Origin of the sequence: Bacillus sp. AM 13(2015) (assembly GCF_001518755.1) — a bacterium.
Classification (GTDB): domain Bacteria; phylum Bacillota; class Bacilli; order Bacillales; family Bacillaceae; genus Bacillus; species Bacillus safensis.
Genome location: NZ_LKCP01000079.1, coordinates 1 through 26,388, shown reverse-complemented (window position 1 = coordinate 26,388; position 26,388 = coordinate 1). Strand labels below are relative to the sequence as shown.

26 protein-coding genes, 2 tRNA genes and 1 pseudogene are annotated in these 26,388 nt (G+C 41.9%); all 29 read left to right on the top strand.

Going from position 1 to position 26,388, the window contains the following annotated elements:
• Window positions 1-293 precede the first annotated feature (293 nt).
• The gene (gene metG, locus AOQ70_RS13265; RefSeq protein ID WP_059376746.1) at window positions 294-2,294 is read left to right on the top strand and encodes a methionine--tRNA ligase; all 2,001 of its coding nucleotides are present in this window, start codon (window positions 294-296) and stop codon (window positions 2,292-2,294) included.
• Between the two features lie 81 nt (window positions 2,295-2,375).
• On the top strand, window positions 2,376-3,143 hold the full coding sequence (locus AOQ70_RS13260) for a TatD family hydrolase (RefSeq protein WP_039175897.1): 768 nt from the start codon (window positions 2,376-2,378) through the stop codon (window positions 3,141-3,143).
• 244 nt (window positions 3,144-3,387) lie between these two features.
• On the top strand, window positions 3,388-4,590 hold the full coding sequence (locus tag AOQ70_RS13255; protein ID WP_047203887.1) for a G5 and 3D domain-containing protein: 1,203 nt from the start codon (window positions 3,388-3,390) through the stop codon (window positions 4,588-4,590).
• Window positions 4,591-4,751: 161 nt separating this feature from the next.
• Entirely contained in the window at window positions 4,752-5,312 is a 561-nt protein-coding gene (gene rnmV, locus AOQ70_RS13250; RefSeq protein WP_017359323.1) for a ribonuclease M5, read from the top strand.
• Window positions 5,305-6,183: a 16S rRNA (adenine(1518)-N(6)/adenine(1519)-N(6))-dimethyltransferase RsmA gene (gene rsmA, locus AOQ70_RS13245; RefSeq protein WP_039175905.1), complete on the top strand. Its 879-nt coding sequence runs from the start codon at window positions 5,305-5,307 to the stop codon at window positions 6,181-6,183. The genes rnmV and rsmA overlap by 8 nt, the downstream gene beginning before the upstream one ends.
• A gap of 133 nt (window positions 6,184-6,316) precedes the next feature.
• Entirely contained in the window at window positions 6,317-7,201 is an 885-nt protein-coding gene (yabG, locus tag AOQ70_RS13240) for a sporulation peptidase YabG (RefSeq protein WP_024427198.1), read from the top strand.
• A 213-nt stretch (window positions 7,202-7,414) separates the two neighbouring features.
• Window positions 7,415-7,672: a biofilm formation stimulator Veg gene (gene veg / locus AOQ70_RS13235; protein ID WP_024425637.1), complete on the top strand. Its 258-nt coding sequence runs from the start codon at window positions 7,415-7,417 to the stop codon at window positions 7,670-7,672.
• A 163-nt stretch (window positions 7,673-7,835) separates the two neighbouring features.
• Window positions 7,836-8,021, top strand: coding sequence for a small, acid-soluble spore protein, alpha/beta type (locus AOQ70_RS13230; protein ID WP_012008653.1), 186 nt, complete (start codon window positions 7,836-7,838; stop codon window positions 8,019-8,021).
• 146 nt (window positions 8,022-8,167) lie between these two features.
• Complete coding sequence (ispE, locus tag AOQ70_RS13225) at window positions 8,168-9,037, top strand: 4-(cytidine 5'-diphospho)-2-C-methyl-D-erythritol kinase (RefSeq protein WP_019743558.1); 870 nt, start codon at window positions 8,168-8,170, stop codon at window positions 9,035-9,037.
• A gap of 55 nt (window positions 9,038-9,092) precedes the next feature.
• A complete protein-coding gene (purR, locus tag AOQ70_RS13220; RefSeq protein ID WP_024425638.1) occupies window positions 9,093-9,926 on the top strand; it encodes a pur operon repressor in 834 nt (277 codons plus the stop codon).
• A gap of 38 nt (window positions 9,927-9,964) precedes the next feature.
• The gene (gene ridA, locus AOQ70_RS13215; protein WP_024425639.1) at window positions 9,965-10,342 is read left to right on the top strand and encodes a 2-iminobutanoate/2-iminopropanoate deaminase; all 378 of its coding nucleotides are present in this window, start codon (window positions 9,965-9,967) and stop codon (window positions 10,340-10,342) included.
• 224 nt (window positions 10,343-10,566) lie between these two features.
• Entirely contained in the window at window positions 10,567-10,863 is a 297-nt protein-coding gene (spoVG, locus tag AOQ70_RS13210) for a septation regulator SpoVG (protein WP_008357439.1), read from the top strand.
• 198 nt (window positions 10,864-11,061) lie between these two features.
• Window positions 11,062-12,432, top strand: a complete 1,371-nt coding sequence (gene glmU / locus AOQ70_RS13205; protein WP_059376744.1) for a bifunctional UDP-N-acetylglucosamine diphosphorylase/glucosamine-1-phosphate N-acetyltransferase GlmU — start codon at window positions 11,062-11,064, stop codon at window positions 12,430-12,432.
• 22 nt (window positions 12,433-12,454) lie between these two features.
• Window positions 12,455-13,408, top strand: a complete 954-nt coding sequence (locus tag AOQ70_RS13200) for a ribose-phosphate diphosphokinase (protein WP_024425641.1) — start codon at window positions 12,455-12,457, stop codon at window positions 13,406-13,408.
• 138 nt (window positions 13,409-13,546) lie between these two features.
• Window positions 13,547-14,173 (top strand): 50S ribosomal protein L25/general stress protein Ctc, encoded by a 627-nt coding sequence (locus tag AOQ70_RS13195; RefSeq protein WP_039175914.1) that lies wholly within the window; start codon window positions 13,547-13,549, stop codon window positions 14,171-14,173.
• Window positions 14,174-14,312: 139 nt separating this feature from the next.
• Window positions 14,313-14,879 (top strand): aminoacyl-tRNA hydrolase, encoded by a 567-nt coding sequence (gene pth / locus AOQ70_RS13190; RefSeq protein WP_058838220.1) that lies wholly within the window; start codon window positions 14,313-14,315, stop codon window positions 14,877-14,879.
• 55 nt (window positions 14,880-14,934) lie between these two features.
• Window positions 14,935-15,165, top strand: coding sequence for an anti-sigma-F factor Fin family protein (locus AOQ70_RS13185; RefSeq protein ID WP_003217967.1), 231 nt, complete (start codon window positions 14,935-14,937; stop codon window positions 15,163-15,165).
• Window positions 15,166-15,233: 68 nt separating this feature from the next.
• A complete protein-coding gene (mfd, locus tag AOQ70_RS13180; protein WP_039175917.1) occupies window positions 15,234-18,767 on the top strand; it encodes a transcription-repair coupling factor in 3,534 nt (1,177 codons plus the stop codon).
• A gap of 139 nt (window positions 18,768-18,906) precedes the next feature.
• Window positions 18,907-19,443 carry a stage V sporulation protein T gene (gene spoVT / locus AOQ70_RS13175; protein WP_003217990.1) on the top strand — a complete coding sequence of 179 codons (537 nt, stop codon included), beginning with the start codon at window positions 18,907-18,909 and terminating at the stop codon, window positions 19,441-19,443.
• 190 nt (window positions 19,444-19,633) lie between these two features.
• Window positions 19,634-21,238, top strand: a complete 1,605-nt coding sequence (locus AOQ70_RS13170; RefSeq protein WP_059376742.1) for a putative polysaccharide biosynthesis protein — start codon at window positions 19,634-19,636, stop codon at window positions 21,236-21,238.
• Window positions 21,228-22,712 (top strand): nucleoside triphosphate pyrophosphohydrolase, encoded by a 1,485-nt coding sequence (gene mazG, locus AOQ70_RS13165; RefSeq protein WP_059376741.1) that lies wholly within the window; start codon window positions 21,228-21,230, stop codon window positions 22,710-22,712. The genes AOQ70_RS13170 and mazG overlap by 11 nt, the downstream gene beginning before the upstream one ends.
• On the top strand, window positions 22,709-22,969 hold the full coding sequence (locus tag AOQ70_RS13160; RefSeq protein ID WP_008341839.1) for an RNA-binding S4 domain-containing protein: 261 nt from the start codon (window positions 22,709-22,711) through the stop codon (window positions 22,967-22,969). Before mazG ends, AOQ70_RS13160 begins: the two co-directional genes overlap by 4 nt.
• Before the next feature lie 73 nt (window positions 22,970-23,042).
• Window positions 23,043-23,351 carry a sporulation protein YabP gene (yabP, locus tag AOQ70_RS13155; protein WP_024425646.1) on the top strand — a complete coding sequence of 103 codons (309 nt, stop codon included), beginning with the start codon at window positions 23,043-23,045 and terminating at the stop codon, window positions 23,349-23,351.
• Window positions 23,348-23,986 carry a spore cortex biosynthesis protein YabQ gene (gene yabQ / locus AOQ70_RS13150; RefSeq protein ID WP_059376740.1) on the top strand — a complete coding sequence of 213 codons (639 nt, stop codon included), beginning with the start codon at window positions 23,348-23,350 and terminating at the stop codon, window positions 23,984-23,986. Before yabP ends, yabQ begins: the two co-directional genes overlap by 4 nt.
• A gap of 18 nt (window positions 23,987-24,004) precedes the next feature.
• Complete coding sequence (locus AOQ70_RS13145) at window positions 24,005-24,379, top strand: FtsB family cell division protein (RefSeq protein WP_003217952.1); 375 nt, start codon at window positions 24,005-24,007, stop codon at window positions 24,377-24,379.
• Between the two features lie 82 nt (window positions 24,380-24,461).
• A complete protein-coding gene (locus tag AOQ70_RS13140; protein ID WP_008357409.1) occupies window positions 24,462-24,857 on the top strand; it encodes a S1 domain-containing RNA-binding protein in 396 nt (131 codons plus the stop codon).
• 177 nt (window positions 24,858-25,034) lie between these two features.
• A tRNA-Met gene (locus tag AOQ70_RS13135) sits at window positions 25,035-25,108 on the top strand.
• Window positions 25,109-25,133: 25 nt separating this feature from the next.
• Window positions 25,134-25,205, top strand: a tRNA-Glu gene (locus AOQ70_RS13130).
• A gap of 203 nt (window positions 25,206-25,408) precedes the next feature.
• Window positions 25,409-26,388 (top strand): annotated as a pseudogene (locus AOQ70_RS13125) (stage II sporulation protein E); the annotation flags it as partial.

Genomic DNA, 26,388 nt, shown 5'->3' with positions numbered 1-26,388 from the left:
AAGACTTTTGCCCTAATTTAGCCAATTGTAAATCTGGAAATAGATTTCATACGACAATATTCGACAAAATGTCGACGGGTTTGTCGTTTTTTTCGAAAAACTCATCTTTTTCGATCATTTCATCTCGTTCTATGTATATATGCTTGATCTTAAAGGCTAAGATGGTATCATAGAGAAAGCACAAGTGCAAAATTAAATGAATTGATCTGACACATTTTCATGTAATGATGATAACCGCTCTCGTCCATTGGGCGGGAGTTTTTGACATTTACACACACGCAGGAGGTTCCGACATGCCGGAAAAGAAAAAAACGTTTTATTTGACCACACCTATTTACTATCCGAGCGGAAAATTACATATTGGACATGCTTATACGACAGTAGCAGGAGATGCTATGGCTCGTTATAAACGTCTTCAAGGCTATGATGTGATGTATTTAACGGGTACAGATGAGCACGGACAAAAAATTCAGCAAAAAGCTGAGGAACAAAATATCACACCAATCGAGTATTTAGATCCAGTCGTTGAAGACATTAAATCATTATGGAAGAAACTCGACATTTCGAATGATGACTTCATCCGTACAACAGAAAAAAGACATACGAAAATCATCGAGCAGGTCTTCCAAAAACTTCTTGATCAAGGCGATATTTATTTAGATCAATATGAGGGCTGGTACAGTATTCCTGATGAGACATTCTATACGGAAACACAGCTTATTGATGTTGAGCGTAATGAGAAAGGGGAAGTCATTGGCGGGAAAAGTCCTGACAGCGGACACCCTGTTGAATTAATTAAAGAGGAATCATATTTCTTTCGTATGAGTAAGTATGCGGATCGTTTGCTCGATTATTACGAAAAGAATCCATCGTTTATTCAGCCTGAATCAAGAAAGAATGAAATGATTAATAACTTCATTAAACCAGGTTTAGAGGATTTAGCCGTATCAAGAACAACCTTTGATTGGGGAATTAAAGTTCCTAACAATCCAAAACACGTCATTTATGTATGGATTGATGCGTTATTCAACTATTTAACTGCGATTGGCTATGGAACAGATCAAGATGAGAAATATAAAAAATATTGGCCTGCCAACGTACATCTCGTAGGAAAAGAAATTGTACGCTTCCATACGATTTATTGGCCGATTATGTTGATGGCATTAGATCTGCCTCTACCGAAGCAAATTTTCGCACACGGCTGGCTGCTCATGAAAGATGGCAAAATGTCTAAATCAAAAGGGAATGTGGTAGATCCGGTCACATTAATTGATCGCTATGGCCTCGATGCCCTCCGTTATTATCTGCTTCGCGAAGTACCATTTGGTGCGGATGGTGTGTTTACACCAGAAGGATTCGTGGAACGTGTAAACTATGACCTTGCCAATGATTTAGGTAACTTGCTTAATCGTACAGTTGCGATGGTCCAAAAATATTTTGACGGCACTTTAAGCAGCTATAAGGGCCCTGTTAATGAGTTTGATGAAGAGCTGAAAGCAGTCGCTGAGCAAACCGTCAAAGCCTATGAAGAGGCGATGGAAAACCTTGAATTCTCTGTGGCTCTTTCAAATGTTTGGACATTAATCAGCAGAACCAATAAATATATTGATCAAACAGCTCCATGGGTGCTGGCAAAGGATGAAACAAAACGAAAAGAATTGCATTCTGTTATGTATCATTTAGCAGAATCACTTCGAATCACAGCAGTCCTCTTAACGCCATTCCTAACGAAAACACCTGAGAAAATCTTCTTCCAGCTTGGAATTGAAGAAGAGAAGCTCAAAAGCTGGGATAGTATCCTATCATTTGGTGCAATTCAACATGCGACGGTACAAAAAGGCGAGCCTTTGTTCCCGCGTTTAGAGGTTGAAGAAGAAGTAGCCTACATTAAAGAAAAAATGCAGGGAAGTGCACCTAAGGTAGAAGAAGAGAAAGTGGAAATCGAAGAAACGGAATTACCTGAGCTGGGAGCAGAAATTGCATTTGATGATTTCTCAAAAGTCGATCTTCGAGTTGCACAGGTATTGGAAGTAGCCCCAGTGAAGAAAGCGGATCGTCTCTTAAAGCTTCAGCTTGATTTTGGATTTGAAAAAAGACAAATAGTCTCAGGGATTGCCAAGCACTATCAACCAGAGGAATTAGTAGGGAAAAAGCTCGTTTGCGTAGCGAATCTTACACCAGTTAAACTCAGAGGGGAAATTTCCCAGGGAATGATTTTAACTGGGGAAACAGGCGGGAAATTGCAGGTTCTTGAAGTAGATCAATCTCTAGCAAATGGAACAAAAATTTTATAAATCAACAAAGGTGTTCCACGTGTAACATTTCGTCGAACACCTTTTGTTTTTTAGAAGAATTGTCGAAAGGAGCAATCAACAATGTTATTTGATACACATGCCCACTTAAATGCAGAACAATACAATGAAGACTTAGAGCAGGTGATCGAAAGAGCGAAAAGTGAAAAAGTTGAAAAAATCGTGGTGGTGGGGTTTGACCGTCCGACAATTACGAGAGCGATGGAATTAATTGAAGAGTATGATTTCATATATGCAGCTATCGGCTGGCATCCAGTCGATGCTATTGATATGACAGATGAAGATTTGGCTTGGATTAAAGATTTATCTCAACACGAAAAAGTGGTTGCGATTGGAGAAATGGGTCTGGATTACTATTGGGACAAGTCACCAAAAGATGTACAAAAGGAAGTCTTTAGACGCCAAATTGCTCTTGCGAAGGAAGTGAATCTTCCAATTGTTATTCATAACCGTGACGCAACGGAAGATGTCGTGACGATTTTAAAGGAAGAGGGAGCAGCTGAGGTTGGAGGTATTATGCACTGCTTTACGGGCAGCTTAGAAACTGCAAAAGTGTGTATGGATATGAATTTTTACATCTCATTCGGTGGACCCGTGACATTTAAAAATGCCAAAAAGCCAAAAGAAGTTGTAAAAGAGATACCAAGTGACCGGCTTTTGATTGAAACAGACTGCCCATACTTAACGCCAGTGCCATTTAGGGGGAAACGTAACGAGCCAAGTTATGTCAAATATATCGCAGAACAGATTGCGGAGCTGAGAGAAATCAGCTTTGAAGAGCTTGCCGAATTGACAACAAAAAATGCAAAAAAAGTTTTCCGTATAAACTGACAGTATATGATGTCAATCCTTGTTTAAGCTTGTCCAATTGTGAAACATAACGAAAAAGTTCTACACGTTTGCGCCTCCTCATAGGATAAGTTGTCGATAAGTCTTTCTTCCCTTCTTTCCATAAATCTCCCATAATAGGTTTACAATCGAGCATTTTTGTACAGTGGGTGGAAGGGTTGACAGGTTTTGAGATACTCTATATAATCTCTCCGAGGAGAAGGAGGCGTTTTTCATCGTACAAAAAATGAAAAATCTGTTTTCTGTTAAGCTAGGAAAAGGCAAGGTTTTATTACTAGTTGTTTGCTTGCTTTTAGCTGGAACTGGGACGGCTTACGGTGCGCATGAGCTCACTAAGCAGTCTATTACCATTTCAATCAATGGTAAAGAGAAGACAATTCGTACACATGAAGAGACAGTAGCACAGCTGCTTTCAGACCTTGGCATAAGGACCAAGGCGGAGGATCATATCTCTCCAAGTCTAAATACAAAGATTCAAGACAACATGAACATTGTGTATGATGCGGCTATACCGGTTCATCTGACCCTAGATGGGAAAGAGAAAACGATATGGACAACAGATCAGACGGTTGGAGCATTATTGAAGAATGAGAAGATAGATATTGGGAAGCACGATCAAGTCACTCCAGGAAAGAATGACAAGTTAACAAAGGATATGAATCTTGTGGTTCAGCAGGCCTTCCAGGTCAGCTTAAATGATGGAGGAAAAGATAAAAAAGTGTGGACCACTTCGACTACGGTCGCTGACTTTTTAAAGCAACAAGAGCTGAAGCTCAAGAAGCACGATAAGATCAAGCCTGCGTTACATAGTAACCTTTCTAAAAAGAGCGCAGATATAAAGATCACTCGGGTGGAAAAAGTCACCGATGTAGTGGAAGAGAAAATTGCTTTTGATACCAAACATAAAAAGGACCATTCTCTTGAAAAAGGGAAAGAGAAGGTACTTAAAAAAGGTGAAGAAGGTAAATTGAAGAAGCACTATGCCATTGTGAAAGAAAACGGCAAAGTGGTGTCTAAAGAATTGATTAAAGAAGTGACCGAAAAAGATAGTAAGGACCGTTTAGTGGCTATTGGTACACAAGTGACCAAAAAGGAGCCTACAGCGTCCCCTGTGGTTTCACGAAGCAATGAGTCTTCAGGAAAAGAATTTTATGTGGCGTCAACAGCCTATACAGCGAGCTGTGCTGGATGTACGGGCAGAACGTCTACAGGTTTTGATTTAAAAGCGAATCCGGGTGCAAAGGTCATAGCAGTTGATCCGAGTGTCATTCCGCTGGGCTCAAAAGTATATGTGGAAGGCTATGGTTATGCCGTTGCATCAGACACTGGATCTGCTATAAAAGGGAATAAAATTGATGTGTTCGTCCCAAGTAAGTCGGCAGCTTATCAATGGGGAAATAAACGAGTGAAAATTAGAGTACTCAAATAAACACATCAAATCATTTATATGAACAGAGGGCTTTGCGCACCCTCTGTTTTTTTGGTTATAATAGAAGCACTGTTTTCTAATTAATTAGACGCAAAAACAGCATGAAAGGTTTCGTTTTTTTAACCAAAAAATGTAGATTGTTTTTGCAAGCGGAGGAATACATGAAAATCAAAGAAATCATTGTGGTGGAGGGTCGTGATGACACTGCCAGAGTGAAGATGGCGGTTGATGCAGATACAATCGAAACAAACGGATCTGCCATTGGCGATACAGTCATACAACAAGTGCGTCTTGCTCAGGAGACGAGAGGGGTCATTATTTTAACAGATCCTGATTTTCCTGGTGAGAAGATCCGTAAAACCATCGCAGAGGCGGTTCCTGGCTGTAAGCACGCTTTTTTGCCAAAGCATCTTGCGAAGGCGAAGCGGGATAAAGGAATTGGTGTCGAGCATGCTTCCTTGGACAGTATTCGGGAATGTCTTGCCCATGTCCATGAAGAAATGGAAGAATCGGAAAGTGACATTACATTAGACGACTTATTTGACGCAGGCCTTATCGGAGGCGAAGCATCGAAACGCCGCCGCGAACGACTAGGAGTGCTTTTAAATATAGGATATACCAATGCGAAGCAGCTGCAAAAGCGCCTTCACATGTTCCAAATAACCAAACATGATTTTATTGCGGCCTTAAAGACCGTCATGCAGGAGGAAGCCGATGAATAAAGATATTGCGACACCCGTCAGAACGAAGGAAATACTGAAGAAGTACGGTTTCTCTTTTAAAAAGAGCTTAGGGCAGAACTTCTTAATTGATACAAATATTTTAGATCGCATTGTCGATCACGCAGAGGTTACAGATGAGACCGGCGTCATTGAAATTGGGCCTGGTATCGGCGCATTGACAGAGCAGCTCGCTAAACGTGCAAAGAAAGTCACCGCTTTTGAAATCGATCAGCGTTTATTGCCTATTTTAAACGATACGCTTTCTCCATATGATAATGTCACGATTATTCATCAAGATGTATTAAAGGCGGATGTGAGAAAGGTCATCGAAGAAAATTTTGCTGACTGTAAAGAAGTGATGGTCGTAGCCAACCTTCCGTATTACGTGACAACACCGATTATTATGAAATTGCTTGAAGAAAACCTTCCATTGAAAGGGATCGTGGTCATGCTGCAAAAAGAAGTAGCAGATCGTATGGCAGCTGTCCCTTCATCAAAGGAATACAATTCATTGTCTATCGCAGTTCAATTTTATACGGAAGCAAAAACGGTGATGGTTGTGCCTAAAACGGTTTTTGTTCCTCAGCCAAATGTTGATTCGGCTGTGATTAAGCTGACTGTTCGTGAAACGCCTGCTGTCTCAGTAGAAAATGATGCGTTTTTCTTTCAATTGATCCGAGCGAGCTTTGGCCAGCGCCGGAAAACATTGATGAATAATTTGATGAACAATTTTCCTGATGGAAAAAAACATAAAGCGATCATCGAGGAAGCTCTTCAAACAGCAGATATTGATGGAAAGCGCCGCGGAGAATCATTATCCATTGAGGAATTTGCCAGATTGTCGAATGTTTTACAAAAAGCCCTATCGTAAGGTCTTTTTCTTTTGTTCTTCACCACTTCAACTGTTCAGGCATAGGCTAGAAAGAACAGCACATATGAAAGATGAATATGTTTAGGGCAAGACGATACCAACAGGATATGAGCCTGATTGTGGAGTGAAAAGCATGCAATTTCAAATAGGAGATATGGTGACGAGGGCATCCTATCAAATGGATATTATGTTTCGAATCATTCGAATTGATGAGACAGATCAGCACGAAGCCACTGCCATATTGCATGGGAATGAAGTGAGGCTGATTGCTGATGCTAAGATGTCGGATCTCGTCTTGATTCAAAAAGAGGAGCAGTTGACAAGGGAGAAGGACGACGAACGGAAGATTAATGAATCGCTCGACTTACTAAGACAGGATTATCAGCTGCTGCGTGAAAAACAAGAGTATTATACTTCTGGACAATATCAGCATCAGGAGCAGTATTTTCACATGCCTGGAAAGGTCCTTCATTTAGATGGAGATGCTTCATACTTAAAGAAATGCTTAGATGTATATGAACGAATTGGTGTGCCTGTGTACGGAGTGCATTGTCATGAGAAGAAAATGCCAAGTGTGATTGACTCGTTACTTGATCAATATCGGCCTGATATTTTGGTCATTACAGGGCATGACGCGTATTCCAAGCAAAAAGGCGGCGTAAATGATATCGGTGCTTATCGCCATTCTCGTCATTTCGTTGAGACGGTTCAAAAAGCAAGAAAGAAAATTCCTCATTTAGATCAGCTTGTGATCTTTGCTGGTGCCTGTCAATCTCATTTCGAATCATTGATCCAAGCAGGTGCCAATTTTGCAAGCTCACCTTCACGTGTGAACATCCATGCGCTCGACCCCGTCTATATCGTTGCGAAGATCAGCTTCACTCCATTTGTAGATCGAATCAATGTGTGGGATGTGCTTCGTAATACATTAACAAGAGAAAAAGGTCTCGGAGGCATTGAGACGAAGGGTGTTTTAAGGGTAGGTATGCCATATAAAAAAGACCATGAATCGACATAACCCGACTGATTTCAGTCTGGTTTTTTTTATGTGTAAAAAGAAATTTCAAATGGATACATAATTCACCGGAATTTGAGAAAAATAGGGAGGAGAAAAGGTAGAAGTTTGTCAAAATTATTTTGTTGACAATGGCTCGTGTTGGTTGATATAATTTAATTTTTATTTGACAAAAATGGGCCGTTGTTGTATAATTATCTCAGTGAGGTGGATGCAATGGCGAAGACTTTGTCCGACATCAAAAGATCGCTTGATGGTAACTTAGGTAAACGTTTGACGTTAAAGGCTAACGGAGGCCGCCGTAAAACAATTGAGCGTTCGGGCATTTTAGCTGAAACGTACCCTTCTGTATTTGTGATTCAATTAGATCAAGATGAGAATTCGTTTGAAAGAGTTTCTTACAGTTATGCAGATATACTGACTGAGACGGTCGAATTAACGTTCGATGATGCCGCTAGCTCAGTCGCCTATTAATGGGCAGTGAACTTCTTGTTTACTGCTTTTTGTTTTGCCTTTTTTTCTGAATGGGAGTCTGTCCATTTTTTGAAAGGGGTAAAACAAAGGATTCGATACAAAATAAGAAAGCCACAAAAGCAGTGGCACTGATTCGAATTCTCGACTAAAGGGGCTGTTTCGTTTGGGTAGACGCCGAGGCATTATGTCAGATGAGTTCAAATACGAGCTGGCGAAGGATCTTGGATTTTATGATACCGTCAAAAATGGAGGCTGGGGAGAAATTCGTGCGCGTGACGCAGGTAATATGGTCAAACGTGCCATCGAGTTAGCTCAGCAGCACATGGCTCAGGATGAGAATCAACGATAGAAAAATGGTCAGGGATACCTCGGGTGTCTCTGGCTTTTTTTGTTGAAAAAGTCAGTGTGCTGGGCGTAAAAGCCAATATTCATCAGAACCATCAAATGTGATACAATATTGATACTTATGTTTAGATGGAGAAGTAGGTGAAATGTTTGCGTATTTTAGAAAAAGCACCGGCAAAAATTAATCTCTCACTTGATGTTCATGGAAAAAGACCGGATGGATATCACGAAGTGGAGATGGTGATGACAACAATAGACCTTGCAGATCGACTTGAGCTGACGGAGCTGGACAAAGATGAAATCCGTGTATCATCTCATAATCGATTTGTGCCAGATGATCAGCGTAACTTGGCTTATCAGGCGGCTAAATTACTCAAAACAAGGTTCGGTATTCAAAAAGGGGTATCGATTGTCATCACAAAAGCAATTCCTGTTGCAGCAGGTTTAGCTGGAGGCAGCAGTGATGCTGCAGCAGCGCTTCGCGGGTTAAACCGTTTGTGGAAGTTAAATCTCACGTTAGATGAACTAGCTGAGCTTGGAGCGGAGATCGGCTCAGATGTGTCTTTTTGTGTACACGGAGGCACAGCACTAGCGACAGGACGTGGAGAAAAACTGAAGCATATCGCGACACCGCCGCATTGCTGGGTGATTTTAGCGAAGCCGGTGATTGGGGTATCTACAGCTGAAGTTTATAGACAATATGACGCAAGCAAAGTAGAACACCCAAATGTACAGCGTATGATTGAAGCCATTGAAGCGAAAGATTATAAAGAGATGTGCGGCTCACTCGGTAACGTTCTGGAGTCTGTGACATTAAAGATGTATCCGGAAGTAGATATGATCAAAAGACAGATGAAGCGTTTCGGTGCTGATGCTGTATTAATGAGTGGAAGCGGCCCAACTGTATTTGGCCTGATTCAATATGAATCGAAGGTACAAAGAATATATAACGGACTGAGAGGATTTTGTGATCAAGTATACGCTGTCCGCATGATCGGCGAACAAAATGCCCTTGATTAAATCCGTATATTAAGTTATATTATTCATAAATTATTCGGGTTCTGGGGGTAAGTTCATGAAGTTTCGTCGAAGCGGCAGATTGGTGGACTTAACAAATTATTTGTTAGCCCACCCGCACGTACTAGTACCTTTAACTTTTTTTGCAGAGCGATATCAATCTGCAAAGTCCTCCATTAGTGAAGACTTAACGATTATCAAACAGACCTTCGAACAGCAGGGAATCGGCACATTGCTTACTGTACCTGGCGCTGCTGGCGGAGTGAAATATATTCCAAAAATTCACCTAAAAGAAGCAGATGACGTAGTAAACGATATCGGAGAGGCATTATCAACTCCTGAACGTGTACTTCCTGGCGGTTATTTATATTTAACCGATGTTTTAGGCAATCCATCGATTCTTGCGAAAATCGGTAAGCTGTTTGCGACCATCTTTGCGGACCGTGCGATTGATGTCGTCATGACCGTTGCGACAAAGGGGATTCCAATTGCCTATTCTGTTGCGGGTTATTTAAATGTGCCTGTTGTGATCGTTAGAAAAGATAATAAGGTAACCGAAGGATCAACTGTCAGTATTAATTATGCGTCAGGTTCTTCTAACCGAATTCAAACCATGTCCCTTGCAAAGCGCAGCTTAGATAAAGGCTCCAATGTGTTGATCATTGATGATTTTATGAAAGCGGGCGGAACCATTAACGGCATGATGAATTTGCTTGAGGAATTTAATGCAAATGTTGCGGGAATCGGTGTTCTTTTAGAAGATGAAGGCGTAGATGAACGTCTTGTTGATGAATATGTCTCGTTGTTAAAGCTTTCAACCATTGATATGAAGCAAAAAATCATTGAGATCAATGAAGGCAACTTCCACGAGTTTTTTCATTCGAAAGCGTAAGTTTTGATTAAACATGTATTTGAATGGGAGAGATTGATATGACAAAAGTTGTTCAAACCAAACATGCACCAGCAGCCATTGGACCTTACTCTCAAGGAATTATTGTCAATAACATGTTTTACAGCTCAGGGCAGATTCCATTAACCCCAGCTGGAGATTTTGTTAATGGAGATATTAAAGAACAAACACATCAAGTATTCCGTAATCTTGAGGCTGTACTTGAAGCAGCAGGTGCTTCCTTTGAAACAGTCGTGAAAGCAACTGTTTTCATCAAAGATATGGAACAATTCGCTGAAGTGAATGAAGTGTACGGTGAGTATTTCCATACACATAAGCCAGCTCGTTCATGCGTGGAAGTGGCAAGACTTCCAAAAGATGCGCTTGTAGAAATAGAAGTAGTTGCATTAGTAAAATAAACAGGCACTCTCGATGAAAGCCGTTTGGTTTCATCATATGCAGGGAAAGACATCATCATGATGTCTTTTTTCATGCTAAGGATGTAAGCGCCGTCACGAATATGACAAATAATGTATAAATATCCCGATATTTCAAAAAAAGTTTAAAAAAAGAGCAGGAGAATCACCACGATCGTTGAATACCTAAGTAATGCTTTTATATTGGGAAAAGGTGGTGAACTACTGTGGAAGTTACTGACGTAAGATTACGCCGCGTGAATACCGATGGTCGCATGAGGGCGATTGCATCCATCACGCTGGACCACGAATTTGTTGTTCATGATATTCGTGTGATTGATGGAAACAATGGGTTGTTTGTTGCAATGCCTAGCAAACGCACGCCTGATGGAGAGTTTCGCGATATTGCACATCCAATTAATTCAAGCACTCGGGGTAAAATCCAAGATGCTGTATTAAATGAATATCATCGCTTAGGCGAAGAGGAAGAGACAATTGAATATGAAGAAGCTGGAGCTTCTTAATCATACTTAAACCTAAAAAGACGGCTTTAAGAGAAAATGAATGTTTTCTTTTAAATGCTGTCTTTTTTGCGTTCTTTCTCTTGTTTCTTAAGTCTTTCATCTGTTAGAAAATTATTGTACTTCCTTTTGTATCCTTGAAATCAGTCTTTATTTAGGATATATTTTTCTATGGATAATAGGGATATTGGAGGCCAATCAATGGATAAGCGGTTCGCAGTGATTTTAGCAGCGGGAAAAGGAACGAGAATGAAGTCGAAGCTATATAAAGTACTTCATCCAGTTTGCGGAAAGCCAATGGTCGAGCATGTGGCAGATGAAGCGTTAAAGCTTTCTTTAGCCAAGCTAGTGACGATTGTCGGTCATGGAGCAGAGGACGTCAAAGAGCAGCTTGGAAACAGAAGTGAGTATGCACTTCAAGAAGAACAGCTGGGAACAGCCCATGCCGTCAAACAAGCAAAGTCGTTCCTCGCGCAGGAAAAGGGAACAACCATTGTCATTTGTGGTGATACGCCATTATTGACAGCGGAAACAATGGAAGCCATGTTAAGCGAGCATCAAAAACATCAAGCGAAAGTCACTATTTTAACAGCACATGCGGATGATCCGACAGGCTATGGCCGAATTATTCGTGACGAAACAGGTGCTGTCGTAAAAATTGTGGAGCATAAAGATGCGAACGATGCAGAGCGTCAAGTGAATGAAATTAATACAGGGACTTATTGCTTTTCAAATGAAGATCTCTTCCGTGTGATTGAGCAAGTGTCGAATGAAAATGCACAGGGTGAATACTACTTGCCAGACGTCATTGAAATTTTAAAAAATGAAGGGCAAACAGTTGCAGCTTATCAAACACCGCATTTTGAAGAAACACTTGGAGTTAATGACCGTATCGCTCTATCACAAGCAGAGCAATTCATGAAGCGACGTATTAATCATCAGCATATGAAGAATGGTGTGACCTTGATTGATCCTGAGAACACGTATATTTCGCCAGATGCTGTCATCGGTGAAGATACAGTTATTTATCCTGGGACGGTCATCAAAGGGAATGTAAAAATCGGTGCAGACGCCACTATCGGGCCAAACACTGAAATTGTTGACAGCATCATCGGAGATCGAACAGTCATTAAGCAATCTGTCGTCTGCGATAGTGAGGTTGGAGTTGATGTGACAATTGGACCGTTTGCTCATATTCGCCCGTTGTCGAAAATTGGCGATGAAGTGAAAATCGGGAATTTTGTCGAAATCAAGAAAACAGTTTTCGGAGACCGCAGCAAAGCATCTCATTTAAGCTACATTGGAGACGCAGAGGTCGGAACTGATGTAAACCTTGGCTGTGGTTCCATTACAGTCAACTATGATGGGAAAAACAAATTCTTAACGAAGATTGAAGACGGCGCCTTTATTGGCTGTAATTCAAATCTCGTTGCACCAGTCACTGTCGGAAAAGGGGCATATGTTGCAGCCGGTTCAACGGTTACAGAAGATGTACCGCAGGATGCATTGTCTATTGCTAGAGCAAGACAAGTCAATAAAGAAGATTATGTGAAAAATATTCATAAAAAATAATCCAAATACCCGGAGGTTTACCATGTCTAATCGTTATGCTGATGCGAATTTAAAGATTTTCTCTTTGAATTCAAACCCTGAACTTGCCAAAGAAATTGCCGATCGTATCGGAGTTGATGTAGGAAAGAGCTCTGTTAAACGCTTTAGTGACGGTGAAGTCCAAATCAATATTGAAGAAAGTATCCGCGGCTGTGATTGTTATGTCATTCAATCAACAAGTGCGCCAGTCAATGAGCATATTATGGAACTGCTCATTATGGTGGATGCGCTCAAACGCGCTTCTGCGAAAACTGTCAATATTGTGATCCCTTATTACGGATATGCACGTCAAGATCGTAAGGCAAAACCTCGTGAGCCGATCACTGCGAAGCTTTTTGCAAACTTGCTTGAAACAGCAGGTGCTACACGTGTTATTGCACTTGATCTTCATGCGCCGCAAATCCAAGGTTTCTTTGATATTCCAATCGATAACTTAATGGCTGTGCCAATCTTAACAAACTATTTCGAACAGAAGAACTTGAATGATATCGTTGTTGTGTCTCCTGACCACGGTGGTGTGACACGTGCGCGTAAAATGGCAGACCGCCTGAAAGCGCCAATCGCAATTATCGACAAACGCCGTCCAAAGCCAAACGTTGCTGAAGTCATGAACATTATTGGTAACATTGAAGGGAAAACGGCTATTCTGATCGATGATATCATTGATACAGCTGGTACCATTACACTTGCAGCCAATGCACTTGTGGAAAATGGAGCGGCTGAAGTCTATGCTTGCTGTACGCACCCAGTATTGTCTGGACCAGCAGTAGAACGCATCACAAACTCTAAAATCAAAGAATTGGTTGTGACAAACAGTATTCAATTAACTGATGACAAGAAAGTTGGAAAATTCATTCCGCTTTCAGTTGGGCCTTTGCTTGCAGAAGCCATCATCCGTGTACATGAAGAAGAATCTGTGAGCTACCTTTTCAGCTAATTTTATTATTGAAAAAGGCCCTAGGCATCAGCTTAGGGTCTTTTTGCTTTCGTCAATCACAGGCAAACATGTTTAAAATGATTCGGTTATGGGTAATTATGAGAGTAGTGACAAAAAAGAAATAGGATGGTGCTGAATATGGCAACTTTAAAAGCAAATAAAAGAACTGATTTCAAACGTTCCACACTGCAAAAAATCCGTCATTCAGGACACGTTCCTGGTGTCATATACGGAAAAAATACAGACAGCCTGGCTGTTTCATTAGACAGCATCGATTTATTAAAAACCTTACGTGATGAAGGGAAGAATACAATCATTACCTTAGACGTGGGTGGTGAAACGAAATCTGTGATGGTGACAGAGTTACAAACAGACCCGCTGAAAAACGAACTTGTCCATGCTGATTTCCAAGTCGTTGACTTACAGCGTGAAATTGACGCGGATGTACCAGTGCAGCTGATTGGCGAGTCTAAAGGGGTAAAAGATGGCGGTGTGCTTCAGCAGCCACTATTTGAACTATCTGTTACAGCGAAACCAAAAGATATCCCGCAGAATATTGAAGCTGATATTACAAACTTAGAAGTTAATGATGTCTTAACAGTTGCTGATCTGCCTGTTCAGTCATCTTATCAAATCAATAACGATCCAGAAGAAGTCGTTGCATCCATTCTGCCGCCTCAGCAATCAGAGGTTCCTGAGCCAGATAGCGAAGAGGAGCCGCAAGAGCCTGAGGCTATTAAAGAAAAGGATGACGATGGAGAATAACTGGTCATTTAGAGACGTAACCCTCCCGCGGTTGCGTCTTTTGTGCTAGAATGAAAAGAATTCATACGTTTTACATGAGGCAATCTGATTGGCTCATTTTTTAGGCGTGTGCTGTGTGACAAAGGAGGTTATTGGTTTCATGATTGCATTCGTTGGATTAGGTAATCCAGGAAAAGAATATGAAAAAACAAGACATAATGTCGGGTTTATGACAATAGATGAACTATCGAAAAAATGGGACATTCCTTTAAATCAATCAAAATTCCATGGACAATTTGGAACTGGGTTTGTTTCGGGGCATAAGGTTCTACTTGTAAAGCCGCTTACATATATGAACTTATCAGGAGAATGTGTGCGTCCGCTGATGGACTATTACGATATTCCCCTTGAACATTTGAAAGTGATCTATGATGATCTTGATTTGCCAACTGGCCGAATTCGCTTACGTACAAAAGGAAGTGCAGGCGGGCATAATGGAATCAAATCATTGATTCAGCATTTAGGTTCACCTGAATTTGACCGATTCCGTATCGGCATTGGACGTCCTCAAAACGGCATGAAGGTCGTTGACTACGTACTAGGACGTTTCTCAGAAGAGGAACAGCCTGACATCGCATCAGCCATTCAATCATCTGTCGAGGCCTGTGAAGCAGCTTTAAAAAAGCCATTTTTAGAAGTGATGAATGATTTTAACAAGAAGGTATAAGAATGATGAGCAAAGCACATACTGATCATAAAATCTCAGCATGGGAGGATCACGTATGGCTTTGCATTATTACTGCCGCCACTGTGGTGTAAAGGTTGGCAGTCTAGATGAATCCGCTGTCCAAAGTGAAGCACTTGGATTTCATCACTTAACAAATGAGGAAAGAAACGATATGATTTCTTATAGGGAAAATGGTGATTTACATGTACAAACCATTTGTGAGGATTGCCAAGAGGCGCTCGAAAGAAATCCTGATTACCATCAGTATCATACTTTTATTCAATAAAAAAGCTTTGGTGTAGATATTAGACCAAAGCGTTTTTCTGTTTTAAACAAACAGGGAGGAGGAGCCAAATGAAAAACATACAATCATTTATCAAACAAAGTGATGATTTTCAGTCCATTTTTAATGGACTAAAGGAAGGGTTAAAAGAACAGCTGCTTGCCGGACTATCAGGCTCCGTCAGATCTTTATTTACAGCCGCGATATCAGACGAACTGAAGCGGCCAATGTTTATTGTGACTCACAATTTATATCAGGCACAGAAGGTAACAGATGATTTAGCAAGTGTGATGCCGGATCGCTCGGTTCTTCTTTATCCTGTCAATGAACTTATCGCTTCAGAAATTGCAGTGGCAAGCCCTGAGCTGAGAGCACAGCGTTTAGATGTCCTGAACCGGCTTGCGAATGGAGAAAATCCCATTATCGTCACTCCCGCTGCTGCGGTGCGCAGGATGCTTCCGCCAGTTGAGCTCTGGAAGGAGAGTCAGATCCATTTAAAGATCGGTGAAGAAATTGATTTGGAGGCGTTTTCAAAACAGCTCGTACAAATTGGTTATGACCGGACGTCGATGGTTGCAGCGCCCGGAGATTTTAGTGTGCGCGGAGGAATCATCGACATCTATGCGTTAACGGAAGATCATCCAATCCGTATTGAACTGTTTGATACAGAAGTAGACTCGATTCGAACGTTTCATTCAGATACACAGCGTTCATTAGAAACCCTTCAAGAAATCAAAATAGGTCCTGCAAAAGAGCTGATTGTGAGAGGTCCTGAACGAGTGAGAGCCATTGAACAGCTTGATCAAGGGCTGGCAAAGAGCTTAAAGAAATTCAACTCAGATCAGCAAAAAGAGCTGCTTCATCAAAATATTTCTGCTGACCGCGAGAAGCTGCTAGAAGGCATCGTGACACAGGAAATGACGAAGTACCTAGCCTATTTCTATGAAAAGCCTGCTAGTTTGCTAGATTACACATCGCAGGATACGATTATTATTTTAGATGAAATCAGCAGAATTCAGGAGATGGAAGAACAGCTTGAACAGGAAGAAGCCGATTGGACAATTAGTCTGCTTGAAGAAGGGAACATTCTTCATGATTTATCTCTTTCTTTCCCGTTCCAAGAACTGATCAATCAGCAATCAAGGTCCATTCTGTACTACTCCTTGTTCCTGAGACATGTCCAGCAGACAAATCCGCAAAATATCGTCAATGTATCTAGTAAGCAAATGCAGAATTTCCACGGGCAGATGAATGTGCTGGCGAGTGAAATTGAACGCTATAAAAAACAGCAGTACACAGTTGTCTTCTTAGGTGCGGATGAAGAGCGGACAGAAAAGCTATCGTCTGTTCTGCATGATTATGACATTGAAGCTGCTCTTGCTAAACCGGACGCTGAGCTTGTGAGCGGACAGGTGTATATTTTACAAGGTGAGCTGCAAACAGGCTTTGAACTGCCGTTATCAAAAATTGCTGTGATCACAGAAGGTGAACTCTTCAAGAAACGTGTGAAAAAGCAGGCACGTAAGCAAAAGCTGACCAATGCAGAGCGAATCAAGAGCTATTCAGAGCTTCAAGTCGGCGATTATGTGGTGCACATTAACCACGGGATCGGTAAATATTTAGGAATTGAAACGCTTGAAATTGGCGGCATTCATAAAGATTATTTAAATATTCATTATCAAGGAAGCGACAAGCTTTATGTACCGGTTGAACAAATTGATCAAGTGCAGAAATATGTAGGATCAGAAGGTAAAGAACCAAAGCTGTACAAACTTGGCGGCAGCGATTGGAAACGCGTGAAGAAAAAAGTTGAAACATCCGTACAGGACATCGCAGATGATCTGATTAAGCTGTACGCAGAACGCGAGGCTAGCAAAGGATATGCCTTCTCGCCTGACCATGAGATGCAGCGCCAGTTTGAATCTGCATTCCCTTACCAGGAAACAGATGATCAAATCCGTTCGATTCACGAAATTAAGCAGGATATGGAGCGGGAACGTCCTATGGACCGCTTGCTTTGTGGAGATGTGGGTTACGGAAAAACAGAGGTGGCTATTCGTGCGGCCTTCAAAGCGATTGCTGACGGGAAGCAGGTAGCCCTGCTAGTTCCGACAACTATCTTAGCGCAGCAGCATTTTGACACAATCATGGACCGATTCCAAGACTACCCTGTCAAAATCGCGCAGCTGAGCCGTTTCCGTACAAGAAAAGAAACAACTGAAACGTTAAAAGGGCTGAAAAACGGGACGATCGATATGGTCATCGGCACACACCGTCTTCTTTCAAAAGACATCGTCTACAAGGATTTAGGGCTGTTGATCATTGATGAGGAACAGCGTTTTGGTGTGACGCATAAAGAGAAAATTAAGCAGATGAAAGCCAATATCGATGTACTGACATTAACGGCTACGCCAATTCCGCGTACGCTTCATATGTCCATGCTTGGCGTGCGGGATTTATCGGTTATTGAAACACCGCCTGAAAACCGATTCCCTGTTCAAACCTATGTGGTTGAGTACAACGGCGCTTTAGTCAGAGAAGCAATTGAGCGAGAATTAGCACGCGGCGGTCAAGTGTACTTCCTTTACAACCGTGTTGAAGATATCGAACGAAAAGCAGACGAAATCTCTATGCTAGTCCCAGACGCAAAAGTTAGTTATGCGCACGGGAAAATGAGTGAGAACGAGCTGGAATCAGTGATGATTAATTTCCTTGAAGGTGAATCAGATGTATTGGTCAGTACCACCATTATTGAAACGGGAGTCGATATTCCAAATGTGAACACGCTCATCGTCCACGATGCAGATAAAATGGGGCTTTCTCAGCTGTACCAGCTAAGAGGACGAGTCGGGCGTTCGAACCGTGTCGCTTATGCTTACTTCACGTATCGAAAAGATAAAGTTCTTTCTGAAGTTGCAGAGAAAAGACTTCAAGCCATTAAAGAATTCACAGAGCTTGGATCTGGGTTTAAAATTGCGATGCGTGATTTAACGATTCGAGGAGCAGGGAACTTACTTGGGGCTCAGCAGCATGGTTTCATTGATTCGGTTGGATTCGACCTCTATTCTCAAATGCTGAAAGAAGCCATTGAGGAAAGAAGAGGCGATACAACGGCTCAAGATAAATTCGAGCCAGAAATTGATCTGCAAATTGATGCGTACATCCCAGACACTTATATTTCGGATGGCAAGCAGAAGATTGAGATGTATAAACAGTTCAGAGCAATTGGATCGATTGAAGAGCGAAAAGAGCTTCAGGATGAAATGATCGACCGATTTGGTGAATATCCGCAAGAAGTGGCAGACTTGTTTACGATTGCGACAATGAAGGTGTACGCTGTCCAGGAACGTGTCGAGCTGATCAAGATGGAGAAGGGCATTGTCAGAATGACCCTTGATGAGCAAGCAAGCAGCGAAATCGACGGTCAAAAATTATTTGAGCTTGGCAGTAAATATGGTCGTGAAATTGGGTTGGGAATGGAAGGCAGCAAGCTGATTATTTCTGTCCAAACGAAAGGCAAGAAAACGGAGGAATGGCTTGAGGTTGTTCTTAATATGCTTCGAGGCCTTCAAGATGTGAAAAAAGAAACCATTCCATCTTCATAAAATTTTGTTTGTCTCTCGTGTATATTACGTTTGATGTGACGGATACTAAACTCAGGGTCAAGTGGTGAATGTTGCATAAAGTGGACGCTTTTGTTCCATTCACCCAACACATCATCAAACGAAAGAGAGGCAGCAGTGAATGAAAGCAACTGGAATTGTACGCCGCATCGATGATCTAGGTAGAGTGGTTATTCCGAAGGAGATTCGCAGAACATTGCGCATCCGGGAAGGAGATCCGCTTGAGATTTTCGTCGACCGCGATGGAGAAGTGATTTTGAAGAAGTATTCGCCGATTAGTGAGCTAGGAGACTTTGCGAAGGAATATGCTGATGCATTATTCGACAGTTTGGGTCATTCCATCCTGATCTGTGATCGAGATACGTATATTGCTGTATCCGGCAGTTCGAAAAAAGAGTACTTAAACAAATCCATCAGTGATTTACTTGAACGAACAATGGATCAGCGTAATTCTGTGTTAGAAGAAAGCAAAAAAGAAATTCAACTTGTCGATGGTATTGATGATGACGTATCTGCTTATACCATTGCACCTATTGTTGCAAACGGAGATCCGATTGGCGCCGTCGTCTTATTTTCTAAAGAGCGTTCAATGGGAGAAGTGGAGCATAAAGCGGCAGAAACGGCAGCTGGCTTCTTAGCCCGTCAAATGGAACATTAGGTCTAATAACTCTATATCATTTTGATAAAACGAAAAAATGCCGATGAAATCATTTGATTTTGTCGGTTTTTTATATGGGATGAAACAAATCGGGCCATGTGCCGTCTACTCCTTAGAAAGAAACGGCTTTTCATTCACGTATGATATAATGAGTTCGTTTAACTGTAGATCTATTTTAAAGGAGTCATCCATGAAAAATGCTGTGAATCAGCCGCATTGGCTTTTCCAAGGTGCGGTGATTTTGACCATCGCAGGCTTGTTATCAAAGGTACTAAGTGCCGTTTACCGTGTCCCGTTTCAAAACATCGTAGGGGACACAGGGTTTTATATTTATCAGCAGGTATATCCTTTCCTTGGTATTGCCATCATGCTTGGTACAACGGGTTTTCCTGTCATGGTGTCCAAGCTTCTGAGTGAGCATGGGGAAGAGAATCGACGGATCATTACAAGGGTATCCTTGGTATATATCACGTTACTGAGCTTGGTCTTATTTCTTTGTCTTTACATAGGAGCAGGCACAATGGCGAGCCTTATGGCAGATAGTCAATTAATTCTGCTCATCCAGATGAGCGCTTTTGTGTTTCTATTTCTGCCGCTCACTGTGATGCTGAGGGGAGTTTTTCAGAGTGACGGGCTGATGCTTCCAACGGCTGTTTCTCAGTTGATTGAGCAGCTCATCAGGGTAGGCGTCCTGCTTGTTTTATCCTTCTATTTCGTGAGGCACGGCTATTCGCTTTATGAAACAGGGGCGGGCGCGGTGTTCTCTTCTATCGCAGGAAGTGCGGCGTCGCTCATTTTACTTCTTTTCCTTTGGTTGACCTATCGAAAACAGTCTGCTGCAAGTATGTCAGGCAAACAGGCGACACTTCGAAAAAAAGATATTTTGAAGAGTTTGGTGCTGTATACATTGACGATTTGTGTCAGCGGTTTGCTCATTTTATGGATGCAAATGATTGATGCTTTTCATCTGTATGCGTTGCTGCGCAGTGAGGGTCTCAGTGAAGCGGCGGCAAAGGCGGCAAAAGGTGTGTATGACCGAGGTCAGCCGTTCTTGCAGCTAGGGACGGTGTTTGCCATCAGCATCGGAACCTCTCTTGTGCCATTTTTATCGGCAGCCATGAGAAATGGGGAGCATGAAACGATACGGCAAAAAGTGCGGTCATCGGTTAAGACCACGTCGGTATTAGGGATTGGGTCAGCTGTTGGGCTGATTTGTATTTTATCACCAGTAAATACAATGCTTTTTCGTAATGATTTAGGCACAGATGCCCTGCAAATATTCTGTATATCGATTGCATTTACGTCGATTGCCATTACGCAGGCGGCTTTACTGCAAGGGCTCGGACATACTGTGTATCCCGCTGTTGTGGTGATCATCAGCGTGCTGGTGAAGTGGATTCTAACGATTACGCTTGTTCCGTTATTTGGCATCCACGGTGCCGCATGGTCAACTGTATGTGCTTTTCTCACAGCAGCCTTGCTCAATGCCGTTTATTTGAAGCATAAAGGATGGATTTCATGGAGAGAGCTGTTTCCAGTGAAAATTCTTTTATCAGCCGCCTTCATGGCTGTGGTCTTAATGGGATATCAGGCTCTGTTTTCCTGGGTTATCCCCTTTGAAAAACGTCCGTTTTCCGTTTTAGAGAGCCTGACATCAGTTTTTATTGGTGGTTTCGCCTTTTTATATAGTATTCTTAAGCTAGAAGTATTTACGGACGAGGAATGGAGACTCATTCCATTAGGAGAAAAGATTTTATATTTTAAACAGATGAGAGGGAATCAAAATGGCAGGTAAGATTACCGTCGTCGGTCTCGGGGCAGGCGACATGGATCAGCTGACGCTAGGTGTATATAAGCAACTGAAGCAGGCGAAAGAAGTATATATGAGAACGCAGGACCATCCGCTTACCGCAGAGTTAATGCAGGAGGTCCCATCTCTCACCTTTTTTGATGAAATTTATGAAAAGCACGATCAGTTTGATCAGGTGTATCAGGAAATTACCGAAATATTATTTGCAGAGGCAGCGGAAAAAGACATTGTGTACGCAGTACCTGGTCATCCATTTGTGGCAGAAAAGACCGTACAGCTGCTCGTCGCCGGGCAGAAAGAGCGCGGGATCGAGGTGTCTGTCGCTGGTGGACAAAGCTTTTTAGATGCGACATTCAACTCCTTGCAGATTGACCCCATCGAAGGATTACAATTCGTTGATGCAGGGGATATGAGAGCGGATGATCTGAAATTAACCCAGCACGTCTTAATTTGTCAGGTATATGATCAGATGACAGCATCGAATGTGAAGCTCACGCTGATGGAAAAGCTCCCTGACGATTATGAAGTTTATATTGTGACTGCAGCCGGAAGCAGTCAGGAACAGATTACTGCCGTTCCTTTATTTGAACTTGATCGAGATGTGTCGATAAATAACTTAACAAGTGTTTATGTTCCTCCGATTCAAGATGAACAGCTGCTTTATCAACAATTTGACACTTTCCGTGACGTCATACGTACATTAAGAGGTCCGGGCGGCTGTCCATGGGATCAAAAACAAACCAATGAGTCACTCAAACCATATTTAATTGAAGAATGCTATGAGCTGCTTGAAGCGATAGATGAAGATGACCCAGATCATATGGTGGAAGAGCTCGGCGATGTGCTGCTGCAGGTGTTACTCCACGCTCAAATTGGCGAAGATGACGGTTATTTCTCAATCGATGACGTCATTCAGCATGTCACAGAAAAAATGATTCGGCGACACCCGCATGTGTTTGGTGACACAAATGTTTCTGAGGCAGCAGATGTGGTGGCCAACTGGGAAAAAATCAAGCAGCAGGAGAAGCCAGAGCGGACCGGTTCTATTTTGCAATCGATTCCGGCGACACTTCCAGCACTAACAAAGGCATATAAGCTCCAAAAGAAAGCCGCCAAGGTAGGCTTTGATTGGACAGATGTTCAAGATATTTGGAACAAATACGAAGAAGAAAAGCAGGAATTTCTCGTTGAAGTGGCAGAGAAGACGGACGAAGGTGCAACGAAGCAGATGAAAGATGAATTTGGAGATCTTTTGTTTGTTCTCGTCAATATTGGACGGTTCTATCACCTAGAGCCTGAAACGGCGCTCGCTTCTGCCAACACAAAATTCATGCGGCGCTTTCAGCATATCGAACAAAAAGCAAAGGACATGGGCCGTTCATTAGATGACTTAACGCTAGAGGAAATGGACGATCTCTGGAACGATGCGAAACGTATAGAAAGAGGTGAACATACATGAGACTAGATAAGTTTTTAAAAGTGTCCCGTTTAATTAAAAGAAGAACATTGGCAAAGGAAGTAGCTGATCAAGGCAGAATTTCTATTAACGGAACACAGGCGAAAGCAAGCTCTGACGTGAAAGAAGGAGATGAGCTGCAAATCCGCTTTGGTCAAAAGCTAGTGACTGTTCAAGTCAACGAGTTAAAGGACACGACGAAAAAAGAAGAAGCGGCTGGCATGTATACTGTGCTAAAAGAAGAAAAAACAGCAGAATAGGGCTTGTTCTAAATGACCCTCTTATCACATACAATGCAGTAACATGCAAGTATGAGATATGGGGGATGTATAAATGAATCAATATTATAATCAACCTCAAGGCACGAAGCTGTCATCAGACGCGGAGCACAATGTCACAATGCGAAACAGAAAGCATTTAGATATCACTGGTGTCAAACAAGTGGAAAGCTTTGATAGTGAGGAATTTCTGCTGGAGACGGTCATGGGGATTCTCGCCATCCGCGGAGAAAATCTGCAAATGAAGAACCTAGACGTCGAAAAGGGCGTTGTGTCGATCAAAGGGCGTGTCTTTGATTTAATCTATGTTGATGAGCAGCACGGGGAGAAAGCTAAAGGATTTTTTAGCAAGCTGTTTAAATGACGCTGACAGTCCAGTTTTATACGATGCTTTCCATGGCGGCGATGGGCATCTGGCTGGGCGCATCGCTTGATACGTACAAGCTGTTTGTGAACCGGGATAAAACAGCAAAATGGCTTTTGGCTATACACGATCTCCTTTTTTGGATGGTGCAGGGTCTCTTATTCTTTTACGTCCTGCTGCTGACAAATGAGGGAGAATTCAGGCTTTATATTTTTCTAGCCGTTGCACTAGGTTTCTCGATGTATCAGGCATTGATGAAACATCTGTATCTCAAGATTCTCAAGTTTATCATGATGTGTGTATATCAGACCGTTCTCTTCCTGAAAAGGCTGGTCATGTCGATTGTCTTCCAGCCGATCCGCTGGATGATCACATTGGTCATAAGTGCTATTCTGTTCTTGCTCCACTCGCTCTTACGTCTAGTTCGTTTTACGTTTCAGCTCGTGTGGAAGGTGCTGTCGATTGTTTGTTATCCGCTCATCTGGTTACTCAATGTGACCATTATTCATCGGATTCCCGAAAAATGGCGAACATCAATGAGATTGTTTTTCTCAAAAGGAGCAGGAATTTTACAAGGGGCCAAGAAATTATCTGGTACCATCAAAACGAAATGGAAACAATTCTGGACAAAGTAAGAGAGGAGGCCTTCAACCTTGAACAAGAGAAAAAGAAATATCGCACAAATTCAAAATGATTACCAAAAACAAATGGAACAGCAAGCACAGCGCTTAAAACGCAAACGTCGCGGACTCCTTAGAAGGCTTACCGTGTTTGGTGTGATCGTGCTCATGTTTGCTGTCTTGGTGACAAGTGCCCTCTGGTCGCAATCGTCTTCCCTAAAGGAAAAAGAAGAGAAGAAGGTTGCGCTCGAAAAAGAGTTGAAGCAATTACAAACAAAGCAGGAAGATATTTCTGATGAAATTAAGAAGCTGAAAAGCAAGGAATACGTACTCGAACTGGCACGACGGGACTATTATATGTCCAAAAAAGGCGAAAAAATCTTTGATGTGGGCAATAAGAGCGATTAGCCTTGTTGACACTTAAAATTCAGTTTATGTATAATTGAACAAATGAGATTTTTTTATAAGTCTAAGGAGGAGCACTTTTTTTATGTCGATTGAAGTTGGCAGCAAGTTACAAGGGAAAGTTACGGGCATTACAAATTTTGGAGCTTTTGTGGAGTTGCCAGGCGGTTCAACTGGTCTCGTTCATATCAGTGAGGTAGCCGATAACTATGTAAAAGATATTAATGAGCATTTAAAAGTCGGTGAACAAGTTGAAGTGAAAGTGATTAACGTTGAAAAAGACGGTAAAATCGGCTTGTCCATTAAAAAAGCAAAAGATCGTCCTCAACAACAATCAAGACCAAGCAGAAATGATTTCCGTCCGAAGGAATCGTTTGAACAAAAAATGAACAAATTCTTAAAAGATAGCGAAGATCGCTTAACATCTTTAAAACGTAACACGGAATCAAAACGTGGGGGGCGCGGAGCAAGAAGAGGTTAACTTGTTGCTGCTTTCTATATATTTTCACAACAAAGCATCTGCTGTTCAGCAGGTGCTTATTTTCATGACCTATCCTACATTTTTTGAGATTTCGTCATTTAATTTAAAACTTTCTATTGACGGACAAGCGAATCCTTTGTATTATAGTTCTTGTGCTTCTTAGCGCATTATTATTATGGCGGTGTAGCTCAGCTGGCTAGAGCGTACGGTTCATACCCGTGAGGTCGGGGGTTCGATCCCCTCCGCCGCTATCCTTTTAACTAGAACATAAAGCAAGGCCCGTTGGTCAAGCGGTTAAGACACCGCCCTTTCACGGCGGTAACACGGGTTCGAATCCCGTACGGGTCATCTTCGAAACAGCTTTCTATAGGAAAGCTGTTTTTTTGTGCTTTCGTAAAATTCTGATGAAAGACATCGACTTTCAAGAAAGTATGCCTCTTTGACGAATAAAGCGTCGAACGTTTTATGGAAACGACAACTTCTTTTGACAAAATTTCTTTTTCACCTTCGCTATAATGACAAGCAACGAATATCAGGTGGGGGATGAGAAGATGGAAAAACTAGAAAGAAGAACTGATTTAACAGGAGCGGGGTTTGAAAGAATCAGTGCGGGGTTAAAAAAGATGAAAAACCTGTTTCTTCATCACACGCATTCTCTTTTTTTCTATAAAGGGTTTATTTATGTTGTTCTAGGCTTTTTATTAGGACGAGCCTTTATATTATCTGAAATTATGCCGTTTGCTCTGCCTTTCTTTGGTTCCATGCTGTTTATTAAAAGAGATAAGGCAATGCTTGCTTGTCTCGCTTTACTCGCTGGGGCGATGACGATATCACCTCAAAATGCATTGTTTGTGTTTGCATCGCTGCTTATGTTTCTCCTTGTGTCAAAGGTGGTTTCTTTCATCATCAAAGACCCAGTGAAAACATTACCGGTTGTCATTGTTCTTTCGATGCTGATTACCCGAGGAGCGTTTGTTTACCTAGAGCAAGGTGCTGTGCAAAGCTATGATTACGTCATGGCGGGTGTCGAAGCAGGACTTGCCTTCATTTTGACACTGATTTTTCTTCAAAGCCTGCCGATTTTTACAGTTAGGAAAATTAAACACTCTTTAAAGGTCGAAGAAATTATTTGTTTTATGATTTTAATTGCCTCAGTTTTAACTGGACTTGCTGGGATCTCATTTCAAGGGATGCAGGCAGAGCATATTTTGTCACGTTATGTAGTGCTGACCTTTGCTTTTATTGGCGGAGCCAGTATTGGTTGTACGGTCGGTGTTGTGACAGGATTAATTCTCGGTCTCGCCAACATTGGAAACCTTTATCAGATGAGTCTTCTTGCCTTTTCAGGTTTATTAGGCGGATTGCTGAAAGAAGGGAAGAAAGCAGGGGCGGCCATCGGCTTAATTGTGGGTTCCTTACTCATTTCACTGTATGGGGAAGGGTCAACAGGTCTCATGACCACATTGTATGAATCACTTATAGCGGTTGCACTCTTTTTGCTCACGCCGCAATCAGTCACCTCCAAGGTAGC